Here is a 15,312-nt window from a genome sequence, read left to right on the forward strand (position 1 = left end):
AGATAATCCATGATCCAGATGCAGACGAATCTGGATGTCGCTGACAATTCCGGCGCGCGCCGGGTGCAGTGCATCAAGGTTCTCGGCGGGGCGAAGCGCAAGTACGCCTCCGTCGGCGACATCATCGTGGTCTCCGTGAAGGAGGCCATTCCGCGCGGCCGCGTGAAGAAGGGTGACGTCCGCAAGGCCGTCGTCGTGCGCACCGCCAAGGAAGTCCGCCGCGAAGATGGCACCGCCATCCGCTTCGACCGCAACGCCGCGGTGATCCTGAACAACTCGAACGAGCCCGTGGGCACCCGGATCTTCGGTCCGGTGGTGCGCGAGCTGCGTGCGAAGAACTTCATGAAGATCATCTCGCTCGCGCCGGAGGTGCTGTGATGGCTGCGAAACTCCGCAAGGGCGATAAGGTCGTCGTGCTCGCCGGCAAGGACAAGGGCCGCGAGGGTGAGATCACCCAGGTCCTGCCCAAGGAAGGCAAGGCCGTGGTCTCCGGCGTGAACGTCGCGATCCGCCACACCCGTCAGACGCAGAACAGCCAGGGCGGCCGCATCTCCAAGGAGATGCCGATCCAGCTGTCCAACCTCGCGCTGGTCGATCCCAAGGACGGTGGCCCGACCCGCGTCGGCTTCCGCGTGGAAGACGGCAAGAAGGTGCGTTTCGCCAAGAAATCCGGGGAGACCATCGATGCTTGATGCAGCGACCTACACCCCGCGTCTCAAGACGCAGTACCGCGAGCAGATCCGTGCCGCTCTGAAGGAGGAATTCTCCTACAAGAACGACATGATGATCCCGCGCCTCGACAAGATCGTCCTGAACATGGGCGTCGGCGAGGCCGTTGCGGATTCGAAGAAGATCAAGGCGGCCCACGACGATCTGATGAAGATCGCGGGTCAGAAGCCGGTCATCACCAAGGCCAAGAAGTCCATCGCGGGCTTCAAGGTGCGTGAGGAGATGCCGCTCGGCGTCAAGGTCACGCTGCGCGGCGACCGGATGTACGACTTCCTCGACCGTCTGATCACCATCGCGATGCCGCGCATCCGCGACTTCCGCGGGATCCCGGGCAAGAGCTTCGATGGCCGTGGCAACTACGCCATGGGCCTGAAGGAGCACATCGTGTTCCCCGAGATCAACTTCGACCAGGTTGACCAGATGTGGGGTATGGACATCGTCATCTGTACCACCGCCGAGACCGATGCCGAAGCCAAGGCGCTGTTGAAGCACTTCAACATGCCGTTCACGAACTGAGCCGCGGAGAGAACCTATGGCAAAAGTTTCCATGATCGAGCGGCAGAAGAAGCGTGAGCGTCTGGTCGCGAAGTACGCCGCGAAGCGTGCAGAACTGAAAGAGCGGGCAAACGATGAGAGCCTCGACCGGGCCGACCGGTTCAAGGCGCGCATGCAGCTGGCAAAGCTGCCGCGCAACTCCTCGCCCACCCGTCTGAACAACCGGTGCCAGGTCTCGGGCCGTCCGAAGGCTTACTATCGTAAGCTGAAGATGAGCCGGATCGCGCTGCGGGATTACGCCTCCATCGGGCAGATCCCCGGCATGGTCAAGTCGAGCTGGTAAGGAGGATTTGAGATGTCGATGAACGATCCTCTCGGCGATATGCTGACCCGCATCCGCAACGCGCAGATGCGCGGCAAGTCCTCCGTGGTCTCGCCCGCATCCAAGGTGCGCGCCTGGGTGCTCGATGTGCTCGAAGCCGAGGGCTATATCCGCGGCTACGAGAAGACGACGGGGGCCGACGGCCACCCGGCGCTGCGCATCGAGCTGAAATACTTCGACGGCGAGCCCGTGATCCGCGAACTGCGTCGCGTGTCCACGCCCGGCCGTCGCGTGTATTCCGGCGTGAAGGACATCCCGCAGGTCCGTCAGGGCCTCGGCGTGGCCATCGTCTCCACCCCGCGCGGCGTCATGTCCGACGCGCAGGCACGCTCCGCCAATGTCGGCGGTGAAGTGCTCTGCACCGTATTCTGAGGAGGCCTGAATAATGTCTCGTATCGGAAAGAAACCGGTCGACCTGCCCAGCGGCGTCACCGCCACGGTGTCCGGCCAGACCATCGAAGTGAAGGGGCCCAAGGGCGTCCGCAGCTTCACCGCGACCGACGATGTCGATCTGAAGGTCGAGGACAACGCCATCACCGTGGCCCCGCGCGGCAAGTCCAAGCGCGCGCGCCAGCAGTGGGGCATGTCCCGCACCCAGGTCGCCAACTGCGTCCAGGGCGTGACCGAAGGCTTCAAGAAGGAGCTGGAGATCAACGGTGTCGGTTATCGTGCGCAGGTGCAGGGCAACACGCTCAAGCTCGCGCTCGGCTACTCCCACGACGTGGACTTCGCGATCCCGGAAGGGGTGAAGATCACGGCGGCCAAGCCCACCGAACTGGTGGTCGAGGGCATCGATCAGCAACTCGTCGGCCAGGTCGCGGCCAACATCCGCGAATGGCGCAAGCCGGAGCCCTACAAGGGCAAGGGCATCAAGTACAAGGACGAGTTCATCTTCCGCAAGGAAGGTAAGAAGAAGTAAGGAGCGCATCAGATGGCGAACAGCAAACGTGAACTGTTCCAGAAACGCCGCCTGCGCGTTCGGAACAAGCTGCGGAAGACGGCGAACGGCCGTCCCCGCCTGAGCGTCCACCGCTCGTCCAAGAACATCTCGGTTCAGGTCATCGACGATGTTCAGGGCGTGACCCTTGCCGCGGCCTCCACGCTGGAGCCGGGCCTGGGTGTCGTGGGCAAAAACAATGTCGAAGCGTCCGCCAAGGTGGGTGCCGCGATCGCAGAGCGTGCCAAGGCGAAGGGCATCGAAGATGTCTACTTCGACCGTGGCGGCTTCCTGTTCCACGGGAAGGTCAAGGCGCTTGCGGATGCGGCCCGCGAAGGCGGCCTGAAGTTCTAAGGAGGCGATCATGGCTCGTGAAGACAATCGCCGGGACCGTCGCGACCGCGACGAAAACCCGGAATTCGCCGATCGCCTCGTCGCGATCAACCGGGTCTCCAAGACCGTAAAGGGTGGTAAGCGCTTCGGCTTCGCCGCTCTCGTGGTTGTCGGGGATCAGAAGGGCCGCGTGGGCTTCGGCAAGGGCAAGGCCCGCGAGGTGCCCGAGGCGATCCGCAAGGCCACCGAGGCGGCCAAGCGCTCGATGATCCGCGTTCCCCTGCGGGAAGGCCGGACGCTGCACCATGACATGCAGGGCCGCCACGGCGCCGGCAAGGTCGTGATGCGCACGGCGCCGCAGGGTACGGGCATCATCGCCGGTGGCCCGATGCGCGCAGTGTTCGAGATGCTGGGGATCCAGGACGTGGTGGCGAAGTCCACCGGCTCCCAGAACCCCTACAACATGATCCGCGCGACCCTCGACGGTCTGAAGAAGGAATCGTCCCCCCGCCAGGTCGCGCAGCGCCGCGGCAAGAAGGTGGCCGACATCCTGCCGAAGACCGACGCTCCGGCCGAAGCGGTCGAAGAGACGGTGGAGGCATAAGGCATGGCTACGATCGTCGTGAAGCAGATCGGCTCCCCGATCCGCCGCCCGAAGGACCAGCTCGCCACCCTCAAGGGTCTGGGTCTGAACAAGATGCACAAGACCCGCGAGCTGGAAGATACCCCGGCCGTGCGCGGCATGATCGCCAAGATCCCGCACATGGTCGAGATCATCGAGGAGAAGGGCTGAGCCCTCTCCGATGGCCCCGAACGTGATCCGGGGTCGCATGCAAGACTTGGAACCGCCCCGGACATGGATCCGGGGCCGTCCATCCCGAAAGGTCCCGGGTCGAGCCCGGGACGGTTGTGAAGATTGAAGCCGTGGTCCCCGCAGACGCTCTGGCGGGCGCATCCGGCAAGAGGAGAGAGCGACATGAAATTGAACGAACTGCGTGACAATCCCGGTGCCGCGAAACCCAAGAAGCGCATCGGCCGTGGTCCCGGCTCCGGCAAGGGCAAGATGGGTGGCCGCGGGATCAAGGGTCAGAAGTCCCGCTCGGGTGTGGCGATCAACGGCTACGAGGGTGGCCAGATGCCGCTCTACCAGCGGCTGCCCAAGCGCGGCTTCAACGTGCCGAACCCGAAGAAGTACGCCATCGTGAACCTGGGCCTGATCCAGAAGTTCGTCGATGCGGGCAAGCTCGACGCGAAGAGCGAGATCGACGAGGACGCGCTGGTCGCCTCCGGCCTCGTGCGCCGCAAGCATGACGGCATCCGCGTGCTTGCGAAGGGCGAGATCTCGGCAAAGGTGATCCTGAAGGTGACCGGCGCGTCCAAAGGCGCGGTCGAGGCGGTCGAGAAGGCCGGTGGCGCGATCAACATCACCTCCGCGAAAGCTGAAGAGGCGGCCGCGGAATAACGGTTGTGGGGGCGGACCCCGCCCCTTACATCTGACAACGAACTTTTCGCGCCGCCTGAGCCTTCATGGTTCGGCGGCGCTTGCATGAAAGGGCCTCGTCCACATGGCATCCGCAGCGGAACAGATGGCCGCGAACATGAGCTGGAGCACCTTCGGCAAAGCCAAGGAACTTCAGCAGCGCATCCTCTTCGCCCTCGCACTGCTCATCGTCTACCGCATCGGGACCTACATCCCGGTGCCGGGCATCGACACGGTGCAGCTTCGCGAGTTCTTCGAGCAGGCACAGTCCGGCATCGGCGGCATGGTGAACATGTTCACCGGCGGCGCGGTGGGCCGGATGGCGGTCTTCGCGCTCGGCATTATGCCGTACATCTCTGCCTCGATCATCGTGCAGCTCCTCACGGCCATGGTGCCGAGCCTGGAGCAGCTCAAAAAGGAGGGCGAGGCCGGACGGCGCAAGATCAACCAGTACACGCGTTACGGGACGGTCGCGCTGGCCATCGTGCAGGGCTACGGCATCGCCGTGGGGCTGGAGACAGGGGGCCTCGCCCTCGATCCCGGCTGGTTCTTCCGCGCCTCCACCGTCATCACGCTGGTCGGCGGCACCATGTTCCTGATGTGGCTCGGTGAGCAGATCACCGCGCGCGGCATCGGCAACGGCATCTCGCTGATCATCTTCGTGGGCATCATCGCGGAGCTGCCGGCGGCGCTGGCCCAGTTCTTCGAGGCGGGCCGCACGGGTGCGATTTCCGGCGGTGTGGTCGTCGGGATCATCCTGATGGTGATCGTCGTGATCGGCTTCGTGGTCTTCATGGAGCGGGCGCTGCGCAAGATCCACATCCAGTATCCCAAGCGCCAGGTCGGCAATAAGATGTATGGCGGCGAGAGCTCGCACCTGCCGGTGAAGCTCAACCCGGCGGGCGTGATCCCGGCGATCTTCGCCTCCTCGCTCTTGTTGCTGCCGCAGACGTTTGCGACCTTCGGCACGGCGGAGGGCGGCGGGATCCTGAGCTACGTCTCCGCCTATCTGGGCCGGGGGCAGCCGCTGAACCTGTTGTTCTTCGGCTCGATGATCGTGTTCTTCGCGTACTTCTACACCGCGAACGTCGCCTTCAAGACGGACGACGTGGCCGACAACCTCAAGAAACAGGGCGGCTTCGTGCCCGGCATCCGGCCCGGTGCGCGCACGGCGGAGTATCTCGACTACGTGGTCACGCGCCTGCTGGTCGTTGGCTCGGCGTACCTCACGGCGGTGTGCCTGCTGCCCGAGGTCCTGATCTCCCAGCTTGCGGTGCCATTCTACTTCGGCGGCACGTCGGTGCTGATCGTGGTTTCGGTCTCCATGGACACCGTCAGCCAGATCCAGAGCCATATGCTCGCGCACCAATACGAAAGCCTGATTGAAAAGTCGCGTCTGCGTGGTAAGGGTGCAGCCCGGAAGAAAAAACCACTGGGACGGCGCTGATGAACATAATCCTGCTGGGCCCGCCGGGTGCCGGGAAAGGCACTCAGGCGCGGATGCTGGTCGAGGAGCGGGGCATGGTCCAGCTCTCCACGGGCGACATGCTCCGGGCGGCCAAGACCTCCGGCACGGAGATGGGCAACAAGGTCGCCGACGTGATGGCGCGCGGCGACCTGGTGACCGATGAGATCGTCATCGGCCTGATCGCCGAGCATCTCGACGGGGACACCGGCGCCGGCGTGATCTTCGACGGGTTCCCGCGGACGCTGGCCCAGGCCGACGCGCTGCGGGATCTGCTCGGCAAGCGGGGTGAGAGCCTCGATGCGGTGGTCGCCATGCGCGTCGATGACGAGGCGCTGATCTCCCGCGTGACCGGCCGGTCGACTTGCGCCAATTGCGGCGAGGTCTACCACGACCAGACCAAGCCGATCCCCGACGACGGCAAGTGTGTGAAGTGCGGGCACACCGAGTTCACGCGCCGGTCCGACGACAACGAGGATTCCATGCGGCATCGCCTCCTCGTCTATTATCGCGACACGTCGCCCCTGATCGGGTACTATCATGCCCATGGTCAGCTCCGCTCGATCGACGGCCTCGGCGCCATCGACGAGGTGAAGGAGCGGGTCGAGGGGGCGCTCGCCTCCTGAGACCGCACCGCTCCGGACAAAGTTCGGAGCGGCTGTTGACGCGACCGTCATTTCGGCTATAAGTCGCGCCTTCCCCGTGAAAGGGAGAATCGGGCCCGTCGGGTCCACCCCCGGTCCATCGGCTCACCCCGGTGGGCCTCAGTTGTGAAAAAAGGTTCTGGAACTACGGAACCGCAACAAGCTGGAGAATACCCTTGGCGCGCATTGCAGGCGTTAACATCCCGACGAACAAGCAGGTGCAGATCGCCCTGACTTACATCCACGGCATCGGCCGCAGCTCCGCACGTGATATCTGTGCTGCGACGGGCATCGAGCCGACCACCCGTGTGAACGAGCTTTCCGACGCCGACGCGCTGAAGATCCGCGAGCACATCGACGCCAACATGACGGTCGAAGGCGACCTGCGGCGCGAGAACTCGATGAACATCAAGCGCCTCATGGACCTCGGCTGCTACCGCGGCCTGCGTCACCGCCGCGGCCTTCCGGTCCGCGGTCAGCGCACGCACACCAACGCGCGCACCCGTAAGGGCCCGGCAAAGCCGATCGCAGGCAAGAAGAAGTAAGGAGGCTGATCCATGGCACGTGAAAAGATTCGCGCGAAGAAGAAGGTCTCCAAGAACATCTCGGCCGGCGTCGCGCACGTGAACTCCTCGTTCAACAACACGAAGATCCTGATCTCCGACGCCCAGGGCAACGCGATCGCGTGGTCCTCCGCCGGTGCGATGGGCTTCAAGGGCTCGCGCAAGTCCACGCCCTATGCCGCGCAGGTCGCTGCAGAGGATGCGGGCCGCAAGGCGCAGGAGCACGGCATGCGCACCCTCGATGTCGAGGTGCAGGGCCCCGGCTCCGGCCGTGAGAGCGCCCTACGCGCGCTCAGCGCTGTCGGCTTCACGATCACGGCGATCCGTGACGTGACCCCGATCGCGCACAACGGCTGCCGCCCGCCGAAGCGCCGTCGCGTCTGATCGCGATCTGAAAGGTCAGGGGTGCGGGCGGATTTTCCGCCCGTGCCCCCGTTCCGTTTGAAGTTCGAATGACTTCCCTCGGGCGTTCCCGGCACCGGATCCGGCCGGGAACTGGTATGGAGGATACTAGATGATCCACAAGAACTGGCAGGCTCTCATCCGCCCCACCAGCCTCGAGATCAAGCCGGGCAACGACCCCAAGCGCCAGGCGACCGCCGTCGCCGAGCCGCTGGAGCGGGGATTCGGCCTGACCCTGGGCAACGCCCTGCGCCGCGTGCTCCTCAGCTCGCTGCAGGGGGCCGCCATCACCTCCGTCCAGATCGACGGGGTGCTGCATGAGTTTTCCTCCGTCGCGGGCGTGCGCGAGGACGTGACCGACATCGTCCTGAACCTCAAGGGCGTCGCCCTCTCGATGGACGTCGAGGGGCCGAAGCGCCTGTCGATCTCGGCCAAGGGACCGGGCGTCGTGACCGCCGCCGACATCTCCGAAAGCGCGGGCATCGAGGTTCTCAACAAGGACCACGTGATCTGCCACCTCGACGATGGTGCCTCCGTCTACATGGAGCTGACGGTCGAGACGGGTAAGGGCTACGTCGCCGCCGACCGCAACCGGCCCGAGGACGCGCCGATCGGCCTGATTTCGGTCGATGCGCTCTACTCGCCGGTGCGCAAGGTGAGCTACAAGGTCGAGCCGACCCGCGAGGGCCAGGTGCTCGACTACGACAAGCTGACCCTGAACGTGGAGACCGACGGCTCCGTCACACCGGACGACGCGATCGCCTATGCGGCGCGCATCCTGCAGGACCAGCTCAACGTCTTCGTCAACTTCGAGGAGCCCGAGGCCGCGACCCGCGCCGAGGAAGAGGACGACCTGGAGTTCAACCCGCTTCTCTTGAAGAAGGTGGACGAGCTCGAACTGTCGGTCCGCTCCGCGAACTGCCTGAAGAACGACAACATCGTCTATATCGGCGACCTGATCCAGAAGACCGAGGCGGAGATGCTGCGCACCCCGAACTTCGGCCGCAAGTCGCTCAATGAGATCAAGGAAGTGCTCACCGGCATGGGCCTGCACCTCGGCATGGACATCGTCGATTGGCCGCCTGAGAACATCGAGGATCTGGCCAAGAAGTACGAGGACCAGTTCTAAGGTCCCGACCGTCCCGGGCTTGACCCGGGACCTTTTGAATTTGAGCGGCCCCGGATCACGTCCGGGGCGGTTCAACAACAAAGGGCCAGCCGCGAAATGGGTTCGCGGTCCGCCCCAAGGAGAGCGGTCCCCACGCAGGGCCGCCGGACAAAGCATAAAGAAGGAATGGACACATGCGTCACGGTAACGGTTACCGCAAACTCAACCGCACCCACGAACACCGCAAGGCGATGTTCGCCAACATGGCCGCGTCCCTGATCGAGCATGAGCAGATCAAGACCACGCTGCCCAAGGCGAAGGAACTGAAGCGGATCATCGACAAGCTGATCACGCTCGGCAAGCGCGGCGACCTCCACGCCCGCCGGCTCGCCCATGCGCAGATCAAGCAGGACGCCGCCGTCGCGAAACTCGTCGACGTGCTCGGCCCCCGCTATGCCGAGCGTAACGGCGGCTACTCCCGCGTGCTGAAGGCCGGCTTCCGCTACGGCGACATGGCCCCGATGGCGATCATCGAGCTGGTCGACCGCGACACCTCCGCGAAGGGCGCCGCCGACAAGGCCCGCGTCGCCGAGGAAGAGGCGGCGGAGGAGTAATCCGCCCACAGCAATTGCTCGTCTGGAACGAGTTCGACTAACGTAAGGGGCGGCCAGGGGTCGCCCCTTTTGTTTGGAGACCTCGATAATGTCGTCCGCCTCGATGGCGATCCGTCCTGCATTGGCCCTGAGGCCGCTTCACTACTTCCCCTTCATTCTGATCGCGGGGTTGCCGGCATTTGCGGCGTTGCTGATGTTGCCGCCTCAAGAGCGAATCTTCGTTGGTCTGGCCCAGACCCTTTTCGCGCTCGTTCCAGCGACGCTGTTTTTCATTTTCGGTGATTTGGCCGTGCGGCCTTCATCGACCACACATCGACCGCATCCTCGTCTACGCGCATCGATCCTGTTAGTTCTCGGCTGGGCTATCTTCAGCGTATTTTATGTGGCTCAGGTACCCTTGTGGGCCCTTTTCTGGACCCAGTTTGTTGTGTGGGGCGTCTTGGCGGCATGCATTATGCGAGCGGCCGTCGAGCGTCACGGAGTCGATCTCGTGCTTCTCTTTCTGCGCGCGCTTCTCTGGTCGGGTCCCCTCTACGGCGCGGTGCTCGTGCTTTACTACCAGCTTTACGGTGATGTGATCCCACAGGAGTATACAAGTCTCCTTCCCGCCTTCGGTAACGTTCGTCGAGCAGGTCACCTTTTGACGCTGAGTGCGACCGCAGGAGCAATGCTGGTCGCATTGCGCCTGGGGGGGCGATGGACGGTGGCTCTGACTTTGCTTGCCGCCACCATCGCATTCTGGGCAGGTGCGCGAGGCACAATTGTCGTTTTGGTGACGGCGCTCCCCTTCACGCTGCTGGTAAGTGGACAGCTGCAGATACGGACCTTGATGCGGTTGATGGCCGCGCTCTTGATTGCTGCCGCGCTTTCGCTGCTGATCCCGACTCCGAATACCAATTTCGGACTGGTGAACATGTTGGCATCACTGCCAGGCCTCGAGAGTATCCTCACGGGTGCAGCATCAACGCCGAGTCTGGATACTCTGTCCAGCAATCGCATGGGCATGTGGCAAGATGCGGTTGCTAACATTCAGCTTCGACCGTTAACCGGTTGGGGCTACGCTCACGCCCCCTTCGCGGCCTACGAAGCTCCGATGCTCCACCTGCACAACTGGCCGCTGGAGCTGCTGCTCGCCTGGGGGCTGCCGATGGGAGGGTTGGCATGCCTGCTTGTGCTCGTCTACTGGTTCAAAGCGCAGCGGCGTATGGGGATTGAGCAGGCTGCTGCTCTGGGAGTTTTGAACGTGGCGACCGCATATTCGCTGATTTCAGGTACCTATTTCTACGGCGTGCCGGTAATCCTCATGTCGATCGCTTGGGGGGTGACTCTAGCACGTCTTCCAGGTGCGGGCCCGGATCGGCACACCTATATGCGTTGAGATATGGCCGATCTCTTCGACACCGCTGCCCGCGAACCCTCTGCCGAGGCGCCGCGTCCGCTGGCCGACCGGATGCGGCCGCAAAGCCTTGCCGAGGTGATCGGGCAGGATCACGTGCTGGGGCCGGAGGGGCCGCTCGGCGCGATGCTCGCGGCGGGCAATCTCGGCTCTATCGTCTTCTGGGGGCCGCCGGGGGTGGGCAAGACCACCATCGCGCGGCTGCTGGCGCAGGAGACCGACCTCGCCTTTGTCCAGATCAGCGCGATCTTCACCGGCGTGCCGGAGCTCAGGAAGGTGTTCGAGGCGGCGAAGCTGCGCCGCACCCAGGGCCGCGGCACGCTCCTTTTCGTCGATGAGATCCACCGTTTCAACAAGGCGCAGCAGGACGGGTTCCTGCCGCACATGGAGGACGGCACAATCGTGCTGGTTGGCGCGACGACGGAGAACCCGTCCTTCGAGCTTAACTCGGCGCTTCTGTCCCGCGCGCAGGTCATCACGCTCAACCGTCTGGATCTGCCAGCGCTGGAGCGGATCCTCCAGCGGGTGGAGCAGGAGGAGGGCGCGCTGCCCCTCGACGGCCCGGCGCGCGAGGCGCTGACCGAGATGGCCGACGGCGACGGACGGGCCCTCCTGAACCTCGCGGAGCAGGTGATCGGCTGGGGCGCGTCGAAGCCCATCGACCGCGAGACGCTGACCACCCGCCTCACCCGCCGCGCTACGAAATACGACAAGTCGGGCGACGAGCATTACAACCTGATCTCCGCCCTCCATAAATCCGTGCGCGGCTCCGACCCCGACGCCGCGCTCTACTGGTTCGCGCGGATGCTCCAGGGCGGCGAGGATCCCCGGTTCCTCGCCCGACGCATCACGCGGATGGCGGTCGAGGATATCGGCCTCGCCGACCCGCATGCCGAGGCGCTGTGCCTGCAGGGCTGGCAGACATACGAGCGGCTGGGCTCGCCCGAGGGGGAGCTCGCCCTGGCGCAGGCGGTGATCTACCTCGCCCTCGCCCCGAAATCGAACGCGGCCTACACCGCCTACAAGGCCGCGATGGGCGCGGCGAAGCAGACCGGATCGGAGCCGCCGCCCAAGCACATCTTGAACGCCCCCACCAAACTGATGAAGGAGGAAGGCTATGGTGCGGGCTATGCCTACGACCACGATGCGGAGGATGGCTTCTCCGGCCAGAACTACTTCCCCGACGGCATGAAGCGCGGCGTCTACTACGTCCCCGTCGAACGCGGGGCGGAGCGCGAGCTCAAGAAGCGGGTGGAGTATTTCGCCAAGCTGCGCGCCCGGCGGACGGAAGACGGCTGAGCCCCTTCCAACGGCGAGAACGACCTACCAAATCCGTCGAGACAAAGTGTCCTACCGCGTCCACGGGGCATGACGGCCGCTCGGGCGTTGGGTAACTAATGTTGCATTGGGTTTCGTAAAGAAATTAATTTAGATTAATCGGAAGAGAGAGTCAGGTTGCCGGGACCGATCTACAGTCTGATCTACCGGTCGTTCGCGCGGCCGCCCTGGATCGAGGGACAGGTGCTCAACGACATCAGCGTTGAGGCTAACGCCTTCAATTCCAAGCACCACATCACTGGCATGCTGATCTTCTCCGACGGTGTGTTCGTCCAGGTGCTGGAGGGCAGCACCGTCGAGGTGCTGTCGCTGAGCGCCCGAATCGCCGCAGACCCGCGGAACGAGCGGCTGCGCGTGCTCTGGCACGGCAATGTCGGCGAGCGGCGCTTTCCCGAATGGTCCATGGGCTGCTTCGACTTCTCCGACGTGCCGGACCGGCAGGCGCCGCTGGACCCTGGCGTGCTCGACAACGAGCAGGTGGAGCCGGTGTGGACCGACACCATGACCCAGCGTCTGATCGACTTCTATCGCGAGAACCGGGTCGAGGGTCTGGGGCCGGTCTTTGCCCAGATGCGCCGCCTGCCCTGAACCCTTGCACGCCGGGCGTCGTCGGCGCATAGACGGCGCGATGAGCATGGGATCCCGTACAAGATGATCTGGTTCGTGGCCCTGGGCGGCGCGATCGGTGCGGCCGCGCGCTACGGCGCCGGGCGGCTGGCCCTGCGCGCCGGGCTGCCGGATTTCGCGCTGGTGACGCTCGGCGTCAACGTGCTCGGCTCCTTCCTGATGGGCATCGTGGCCGTCTGGCTGGTCCGCCGCGGCGTCGGCAACGCGCAGCTCTCGCTGTTCCTGACCACGGGCGTGCTCGGCGGCTTCACCACGTTCTCCACCTTCTCCCTCGACATGATGCGGCTGATGGAGAGCGGGCGGCTGGGCCTCGCCATGGCCTATGCGGGCTCCAGCCTCGCCCTCGGTCTTTTCGCGATCTTCGCGGGCACCTGGATCGCGCGGGGGCTCTTTCCATGAGCGGCGTGCAGCAGGTGACCCTGGATGCGGAGGCGGAGGGCCAGCGCCTCGACCGCTGGTTCCGCAAGACCTTTCCGCAGGTCACCCAGGGCCGGATCGAGAAGATGTGCCGCAAGGGCGAGATCCGCGTCGATGGCGGCCGGGTGAAACCGAACACCCGTCTGGCCGAGGGACAGGTGATGCGCGTGCCGCCGCTGCCCGAGAACGACGCGCCGGCGCCGGATCGTCCGCAGATCAGCGACGCGGACGCTCAGATGATGCGCGCCGCCGTGATCTTCCGCGACGACCACATCATCGCGCTCAACAAGCCGCCGGGCCTTGCGGTGCAGGGCGGTTCGGGCCAGACGCGGCATGTGGACGGGCTGGCCGAGGCGATCCGGTTCGATGCCGAGGCCCCGCCGCGCCTCGTCCACCGCATCGACCGCGACACGTCCGGCGTGCTCCTGATGGCGCGCACGGGCCGCATCGCGGCGGCGCTGACAAAGGCCTTCCAGTCCCGCCAGACCCGCAAGATCTACTGGGCCGCCGTCGCCGGTGTGCCGAGCCCGCGCGCCGGCACCATCCGCTTCGGCCTCGTCAAGGCGCCGGGCCACGGCCCGCACGGTGCGGGGGAGAAGATGGTGGCGGTCCACCCCGACGCCGTCTCCCGCACCGAGGGGGCGAAGCGCGCGACCTCCGACTACATGGTGATCGAGGCCGCAGCGAAGCGCGCCGCCTGGGTTGCCCTCAGCCCCATCACGGGCCGCACCCACCAGCTACGCGCCCACATGGCCGAGATCGGGCACCCCATCGTGGGCGACGGCAAGTACGGCACCAACGCCCAGGTCAACGAGGGCGACGGCTGGGGCGCGCAGCTTGGCGGTGACATCTCGCGCAAGCTGCACCTGCACGCGCGCCACCTCACCTTCACCCACCCCGTCACCGGCGCGACCGTCAACCTGACCGCGCCCCTGCCGGACCACATGGCCCGCACCTGGACCACCTTCGGCTGGGACCCGCGTGAGGTCGCGGCCGACCCGTTCGAGGAGCTCGAATGAAACTCGCCATTTTTGACATGGACGGTACGCTGCTCGACAGCCAGGCGCTGATCGTCGGCGCGATGCAGGCGGCCTTTTCGGCGGAGGGGCTCGCAGTGCCCGACCGGCCCCGGATCCTGTCCATCGTCGGCCTCAGCCTGCCCGTCGCCATGTCCCGCCTCGCCCCGCAACATGATGCCGAGGCTCTGTCCGCCGCCTACCGGAGCGCCTTCGTCCAGATGCGCGCGGAGATGGGCGGCGAGGCGGCGGTGCCGCTCTATCCGGGTGCCGTTGAGGCGCTGACCGCGCTCGACACCGCGGGCTGGCTGATGGGCGTGGCGACCGGCAAGGCGAAGCGCGGCGTGGACCATGTCTTTGCCGCCCACCCGATCGGGCACCACTTCATGACCGTGCAGACCGCGGACCTCCACCCCTCCAAGCCTCATCCCTCGATGGTCGAGACGGCGCTGGCCGAGGCCGGGGTCGAGGCGCGCGACGCCGTCATGATCGGCGACACCACCTTCGATATCGAGATGGGCCGCGCCGCGGGTGTGCGCTGCATCGGCGTGAGCTGGGGCTACCACGCGGTCACCGCGCTCCACGACGCGGGCGCGCACCATGTCATCAGCCATTTCGACGAGCTCGCGCCTCTGCTGGCCGAGGTCCACGCATGAGCGAGTGGGCGGCGAAGCGCTTCTGGACCGCGGCCGAGGCCGTGCCCGTCGAGGGCGGTTTCGCTGTCCAGCTGGACGGCCGCGCGGTGCGCACGCCGGCCAAGGCGCAGCTCGTCCTGCCGAGCCCGGCACTAGCCGAGGCCATCGCCGCCGAATGGGCCGGGCAGGGTGAGCAGATCGTGCCCGATACCATGCCGCTCACTCGCGCCGCGAACTCCGCCATCGACAAGGTGATCCCCCAGCGCGCGGCAGTGGTCGAGATGCTCGCCCAGTATGGCGAGACGGACCTTCTCTGCTACCGCGCCGAGGGGCCGGAGAGCCTGGTGGCCGAGCAGTACGCCCGCTGGGACCCGCCCCTCGACTGGGCGGCGGAGGCGTTCGGCGCGCCGCTCATTCGCATCGAGGGCGTGATCCCGCAGGACCAGCCTGCCGACAGCATCGCCCGCCTGCGCGCCGAAGTTGACGCAATGGAACCCTTCGCGCTGACCGCCTTCCATGATCTCGTCGTCTTCAGCGGCAGCCTCATCCTGGCCCTCGCCGTGCGCGACGACCGGATGCCGGTTGCCGAGGCAGCGGAGGTCGCCGAGCTCGATGCCATCTGGCAGGAGCGGCTCTGGGGCACGGATGAGGAAGCCGCCGAGGTGCGGGCCCGCAAGGCCGCCGCCCTCGCCGATGCCGACCGCTTCCTGAGGCTCAGCCGGAGAGACTGA

Annotated in this window: 23 protein-coding genes; all 23 read left to right on the forward strand. The window is 65.6% G+C overall.

Annotated features, from left to right (window positions below; all coding sequences use genetic code 11):
* The first annotated feature begins 9 nt into the window (after nucleotides 1-9).
* Complete coding sequence (gene rplN, locus I0K15_RS11695) at nucleotides 10-378, forward strand: 50S ribosomal protein L14 (RefSeq protein WP_196101699.1); 369 nt, start codon at nucleotides 10-12, stop codon at nucleotides 376-378.
* Complete coding sequence (rplX, locus tag I0K15_RS11700; protein WP_196101700.1) at nucleotides 378-692, forward strand: 50S ribosomal protein L24; 315 nt, start codon at nucleotides 378-380, stop codon at nucleotides 690-692. Before rplN ends, rplX begins: the two co-directional genes overlap by 1 nt.
* On the forward strand, nucleotides 685-1,245 hold the full coding sequence (rplE, locus tag I0K15_RS11705; RefSeq protein ID WP_196101701.1) for a 50S ribosomal protein L5: 561 nt from the start codon (nucleotides 685-687) through the stop codon (nucleotides 1,243-1,245). Before rplX ends, rplE begins: the two co-directional genes overlap by 8 nt.
* Before the next feature lie 16 nt (nucleotides 1,246-1,261).
* Nucleotides 1,262-1,567: a 30S ribosomal protein S14 gene (gene rpsN, locus I0K15_RS11710; RefSeq protein ID WP_196101702.1), complete on the forward strand. Its 306-nt coding sequence runs from the start codon at nucleotides 1,262-1,264 to the stop codon at nucleotides 1,565-1,567.
* A 12-nt stretch (nucleotides 1,568-1,579) separates the two neighbouring features.
* Nucleotides 1,580-1,978 (forward strand): 30S ribosomal protein S8, encoded by a 399-nt coding sequence (rpsH, locus tag I0K15_RS11715; RefSeq protein ID WP_196101703.1) that lies wholly within the window; start codon nucleotides 1,580-1,582, stop codon nucleotides 1,976-1,978.
* Between the two features lie 13 nt (nucleotides 1,979-1,991).
* A complete protein-coding gene (rplF, locus tag I0K15_RS11720; RefSeq protein ID WP_196101704.1) occupies nucleotides 1,992-2,525 on the forward strand; it encodes a 50S ribosomal protein L6 in 534 nt (177 codons plus the stop codon).
* 12 nt (nucleotides 2,526-2,537) lie between these two features.
* Nucleotides 2,538-2,897, forward strand: a complete 360-nt coding sequence (gene rplR / locus I0K15_RS11725; protein ID WP_196101705.1) for a 50S ribosomal protein L18 — start codon at nucleotides 2,538-2,540, stop codon at nucleotides 2,895-2,897.
* 10 nt (nucleotides 2,898-2,907) lie between these two features.
* On the forward strand, nucleotides 2,908-3,480 hold the full coding sequence (rpsE, locus tag I0K15_RS11730; RefSeq protein ID WP_196101706.1) for a 30S ribosomal protein S5: 573 nt from the start codon (nucleotides 2,908-2,910) through the stop codon (nucleotides 3,478-3,480).
* A gap of 3 nt (nucleotides 3,481-3,483) precedes the next feature.
* A complete protein-coding gene (gene rpmD, locus I0K15_RS11735; RefSeq protein ID WP_196101707.1) occupies nucleotides 3,484-3,669 on the forward strand; it encodes a 50S ribosomal protein L30 in 186 nt (61 codons plus the stop codon).
* Between the two features lie 183 nt (nucleotides 3,670-3,852).
* Nucleotides 3,853-4,338, forward strand: coding sequence for a 50S ribosomal protein L15 (gene rplO / locus I0K15_RS11740; RefSeq protein ID WP_196101708.1), 486 nt, complete (start codon nucleotides 3,853-3,855; stop codon nucleotides 4,336-4,338).
* Nucleotides 4,339-4,441: 103 nt separating this feature from the next.
* A complete protein-coding gene (secY, locus tag I0K15_RS11745; protein WP_196101709.1) occupies nucleotides 4,442-5,803 on the forward strand; it encodes a preprotein translocase subunit SecY in 1,362 nt (453 codons plus the stop codon).
* Entirely contained in the window at nucleotides 5,803-6,447 is a 645-nt protein-coding gene (locus I0K15_RS11750; protein ID WP_196101710.1) for an adenylate kinase, read from the forward strand. Before secY ends, I0K15_RS11750 begins: the two co-directional genes overlap by 1 nt.
* 194 nt (nucleotides 6,448-6,641) lie before the next feature.
* Nucleotides 6,642-7,010: a 30S ribosomal protein S13 gene (rpsM, locus tag I0K15_RS11755; RefSeq protein WP_196101711.1), complete on the forward strand. Its 369-nt coding sequence runs from the start codon at nucleotides 6,642-6,644 to the stop codon at nucleotides 7,008-7,010.
* A 12-nt stretch (nucleotides 7,011-7,022) separates the two neighbouring features.
* The gene (rpsK, locus tag I0K15_RS11760; RefSeq protein ID WP_196101712.1) at nucleotides 7,023-7,412 is read left to right on the forward strand and encodes a 30S ribosomal protein S11; all 390 of its coding nucleotides are present in this window, start codon (nucleotides 7,023-7,025) and stop codon (nucleotides 7,410-7,412) included.
* Nucleotides 7,413-7,542: 130 nt separating this feature from the next.
* The gene (locus I0K15_RS11765; protein WP_196101713.1) at nucleotides 7,543-8,559 is read left to right on the forward strand and encodes a DNA-directed RNA polymerase subunit alpha; all 1,017 of its coding nucleotides are present in this window, start codon (nucleotides 7,543-7,545) and stop codon (nucleotides 8,557-8,559) included.
* A 173-nt stretch (nucleotides 8,560-8,732) separates the two neighbouring features.
* Nucleotides 8,733-9,152, forward strand: a complete 420-nt coding sequence (gene rplQ / locus I0K15_RS11770) for a 50S ribosomal protein L17 (RefSeq protein ID WP_196101714.1) — start codon at nucleotides 8,733-8,735, stop codon at nucleotides 9,150-9,152.
* Nucleotides 9,153-9,240: 88 nt separating this feature from the next.
* Nucleotides 9,241-10,530 (forward strand): O-antigen ligase family protein, encoded by a 1,290-nt coding sequence (locus tag I0K15_RS11775; protein WP_230374096.1) that lies wholly within the window; start codon nucleotides 9,241-9,243, stop codon nucleotides 10,528-10,530.
* Nucleotides 10,531-10,533: 3 nt separating this feature from the next.
* Nucleotides 10,534-11,847: a replication-associated recombination protein A gene (locus I0K15_RS11780; protein ID WP_196101716.1), complete on the forward strand. Its 1,314-nt coding sequence runs from the start codon at nucleotides 10,534-10,536 to the stop codon at nucleotides 11,845-11,847.
* Nucleotides 11,848-12,003: 156 nt separating this feature from the next.
* Nucleotides 12,004-12,474 (forward strand): BLUF domain-containing protein, encoded by a 471-nt coding sequence (locus I0K15_RS11785; RefSeq protein WP_196101717.1) that lies wholly within the window; start codon nucleotides 12,004-12,006, stop codon nucleotides 12,472-12,474.
* Nucleotides 12,475-12,537: 63 nt separating this feature from the next.
* Nucleotides 12,538-12,912: a fluoride efflux transporter CrcB gene (gene crcB / locus I0K15_RS11790; RefSeq protein ID WP_196101718.1), complete on the forward strand. Its 375-nt coding sequence runs from the start codon at nucleotides 12,538-12,540 to the stop codon at nucleotides 12,910-12,912.
* On the forward strand, nucleotides 12,909-13,949 hold the full coding sequence (locus I0K15_RS11795; protein ID WP_196101719.1) for an RluA family pseudouridine synthase: 1,041 nt from the start codon (nucleotides 12,909-12,911) through the stop codon (nucleotides 13,947-13,949). Before crcB ends, I0K15_RS11795 begins: the two co-directional genes overlap by 4 nt.
* Nucleotides 13,946-14,602: an HAD-IA family hydrolase gene (locus I0K15_RS11800; protein ID WP_196101720.1), complete on the forward strand. Its 657-nt coding sequence runs from the start codon at nucleotides 13,946-13,948 to the stop codon at nucleotides 14,600-14,602. The genes I0K15_RS11795 and I0K15_RS11800 overlap by 4 nt, the downstream gene beginning before the upstream one ends.
* Nucleotides 14,599-15,312 carry an ATP12 family chaperone protein gene (locus I0K15_RS11805; RefSeq protein WP_196101721.1) on the forward strand — a complete coding sequence of 238 codons (714 nt, stop codon included), beginning with the start codon at nucleotides 14,599-14,601 and terminating at the stop codon, nucleotides 15,310-15,312. The genes I0K15_RS11800 and I0K15_RS11805 overlap by 4 nt, the downstream gene beginning before the upstream one ends.

Source organism: Pontivivens ytuae (genome assembly GCF_015679265.1).
In the GTDB taxonomy this organism is placed as follows: Bacteria; Pseudomonadota; Alphaproteobacteria; order Rhodobacterales; family Rhodobacteraceae; genus Pontivivens; species Pontivivens ytuae.

Excerpts from the sequence above, each read along its gene's own strand:
- crcB (WP_196101718.1), top strand. The coding sequence starts at position 12,538 with ATGATCTGGTTCGTGGCCCTGGGCGGCGCGATCGGTGCGGCCGCGCGC.
- I0K15_RS11780 (WP_196101716.1), top strand. The coding sequence starts at position 10,534 with ATGGCCGATCTCTTCGACACCGCTGCCCGCGAACCCTCTGCCGAGGCG.
- rpsK (WP_196101712.1), top strand. The coding sequence starts at position 7,023 with ATGGCACGTGAAAAGATTCGCGCGAAGAAGAAGGTCTCCAAGAACATC.
- I0K15_RS11750 (WP_196101710.1), top strand. The coding sequence starts at position 5,803 with ATGAACATAATCCTGCTGGGCCCGCCGGGTGCCGGGAAAGGCACTCAG.
- I0K15_RS11775 (WP_230374096.1), top strand. The coding sequence starts at position 9,241 with ATGTCGTCCGCCTCGATGGCGATCCGTCCTGCATTGGCCCTGAGGCCG.
- rplQ (WP_196101714.1), top strand. The coding sequence starts at position 8,733 with ATGCGTCACGGTAACGGTTACCGCAAACTCAACCGCACCCACGAACAC.
- rplE (WP_196101701.1), top strand. The coding sequence starts at position 685 with ATGCTTGATGCAGCGACCTACACCCCGCGTCTCAAGACGCAGTACCGC.
- rplF (WP_196101704.1), top strand. The coding sequence starts at position 1,992 with ATGTCTCGTATCGGAAAGAAACCGGTCGACCTGCCCAGCGGCGTCACC.
- rpsH (WP_196101703.1), top strand. The coding sequence starts at position 1,580 with ATGTCGATGAACGATCCTCTCGGCGATATGCTGACCCGCATCCGCAAC.
- I0K15_RS11795 (WP_196101719.1), top strand. The coding sequence starts at position 12,909 with ATGAGCGGCGTGCAGCAGGTGACCCTGGATGCGGAGGCGGAGGGCCAG.
- rpsE (WP_196101706.1), top strand. The coding sequence starts at position 2,908 with ATGGCTCGTGAAGACAATCGCCGGGACCGTCGCGACCGCGACGAAAAC.
- secY (WP_196101709.1), top strand. The coding sequence starts at position 4,442 with ATGGCATCCGCAGCGGAACAGATGGCCGCGAACATGAGCTGGAGCACC.
- rpmD (WP_196101707.1), top strand. The coding sequence starts at position 3,484 with ATGGCTACGATCGTCGTGAAGCAGATCGGCTCCCCGATCCGCCGCCCG.
- I0K15_RS11800 (WP_196101720.1), top strand. The coding sequence starts at position 13,946 with ATGAAACTCGCCATTTTTGACATGGACGGTACGCTGCTCGACAGCCAG.
- rplX (WP_196101700.1), top strand. The coding sequence starts at position 378 with ATGGCTGCGAAACTCCGCAAGGGCGATAAGGTCGTCGTGCTCGCCGGC.
- rpsN (WP_196101702.1), top strand. The coding sequence starts at position 1,262 with ATGGCAAAAGTTTCCATGATCGAGCGGCAGAAGAAGCGTGAGCGTCTG.
- I0K15_RS11765 (WP_196101713.1), top strand. The coding sequence starts at position 7,543 with ATGATCCACAAGAACTGGCAGGCTCTCATCCGCCCCACCAGCCTCGAG.
- rplR (WP_196101705.1), top strand. The coding sequence starts at position 2,538 with ATGGCGAACAGCAAACGTGAACTGTTCCAGAAACGCCGCCTGCGCGTT.
- I0K15_RS11805 (WP_196101721.1), top strand. The coding sequence starts at position 14,599 with ATGAGCGAGTGGGCGGCGAAGCGCTTCTGGACCGCGGCCGAGGCCGTG.
- rplO (WP_196101708.1), top strand. The coding sequence starts at position 3,853 with ATGAAATTGAACGAACTGCGTGACAATCCCGGTGCCGCGAAACCCAAG.
- rplN (WP_196101699.1), top strand. The coding sequence starts at position 10 with ATGATCCAGATGCAGACGAATCTGGATGTCGCTGACAATTCCGGCGCG.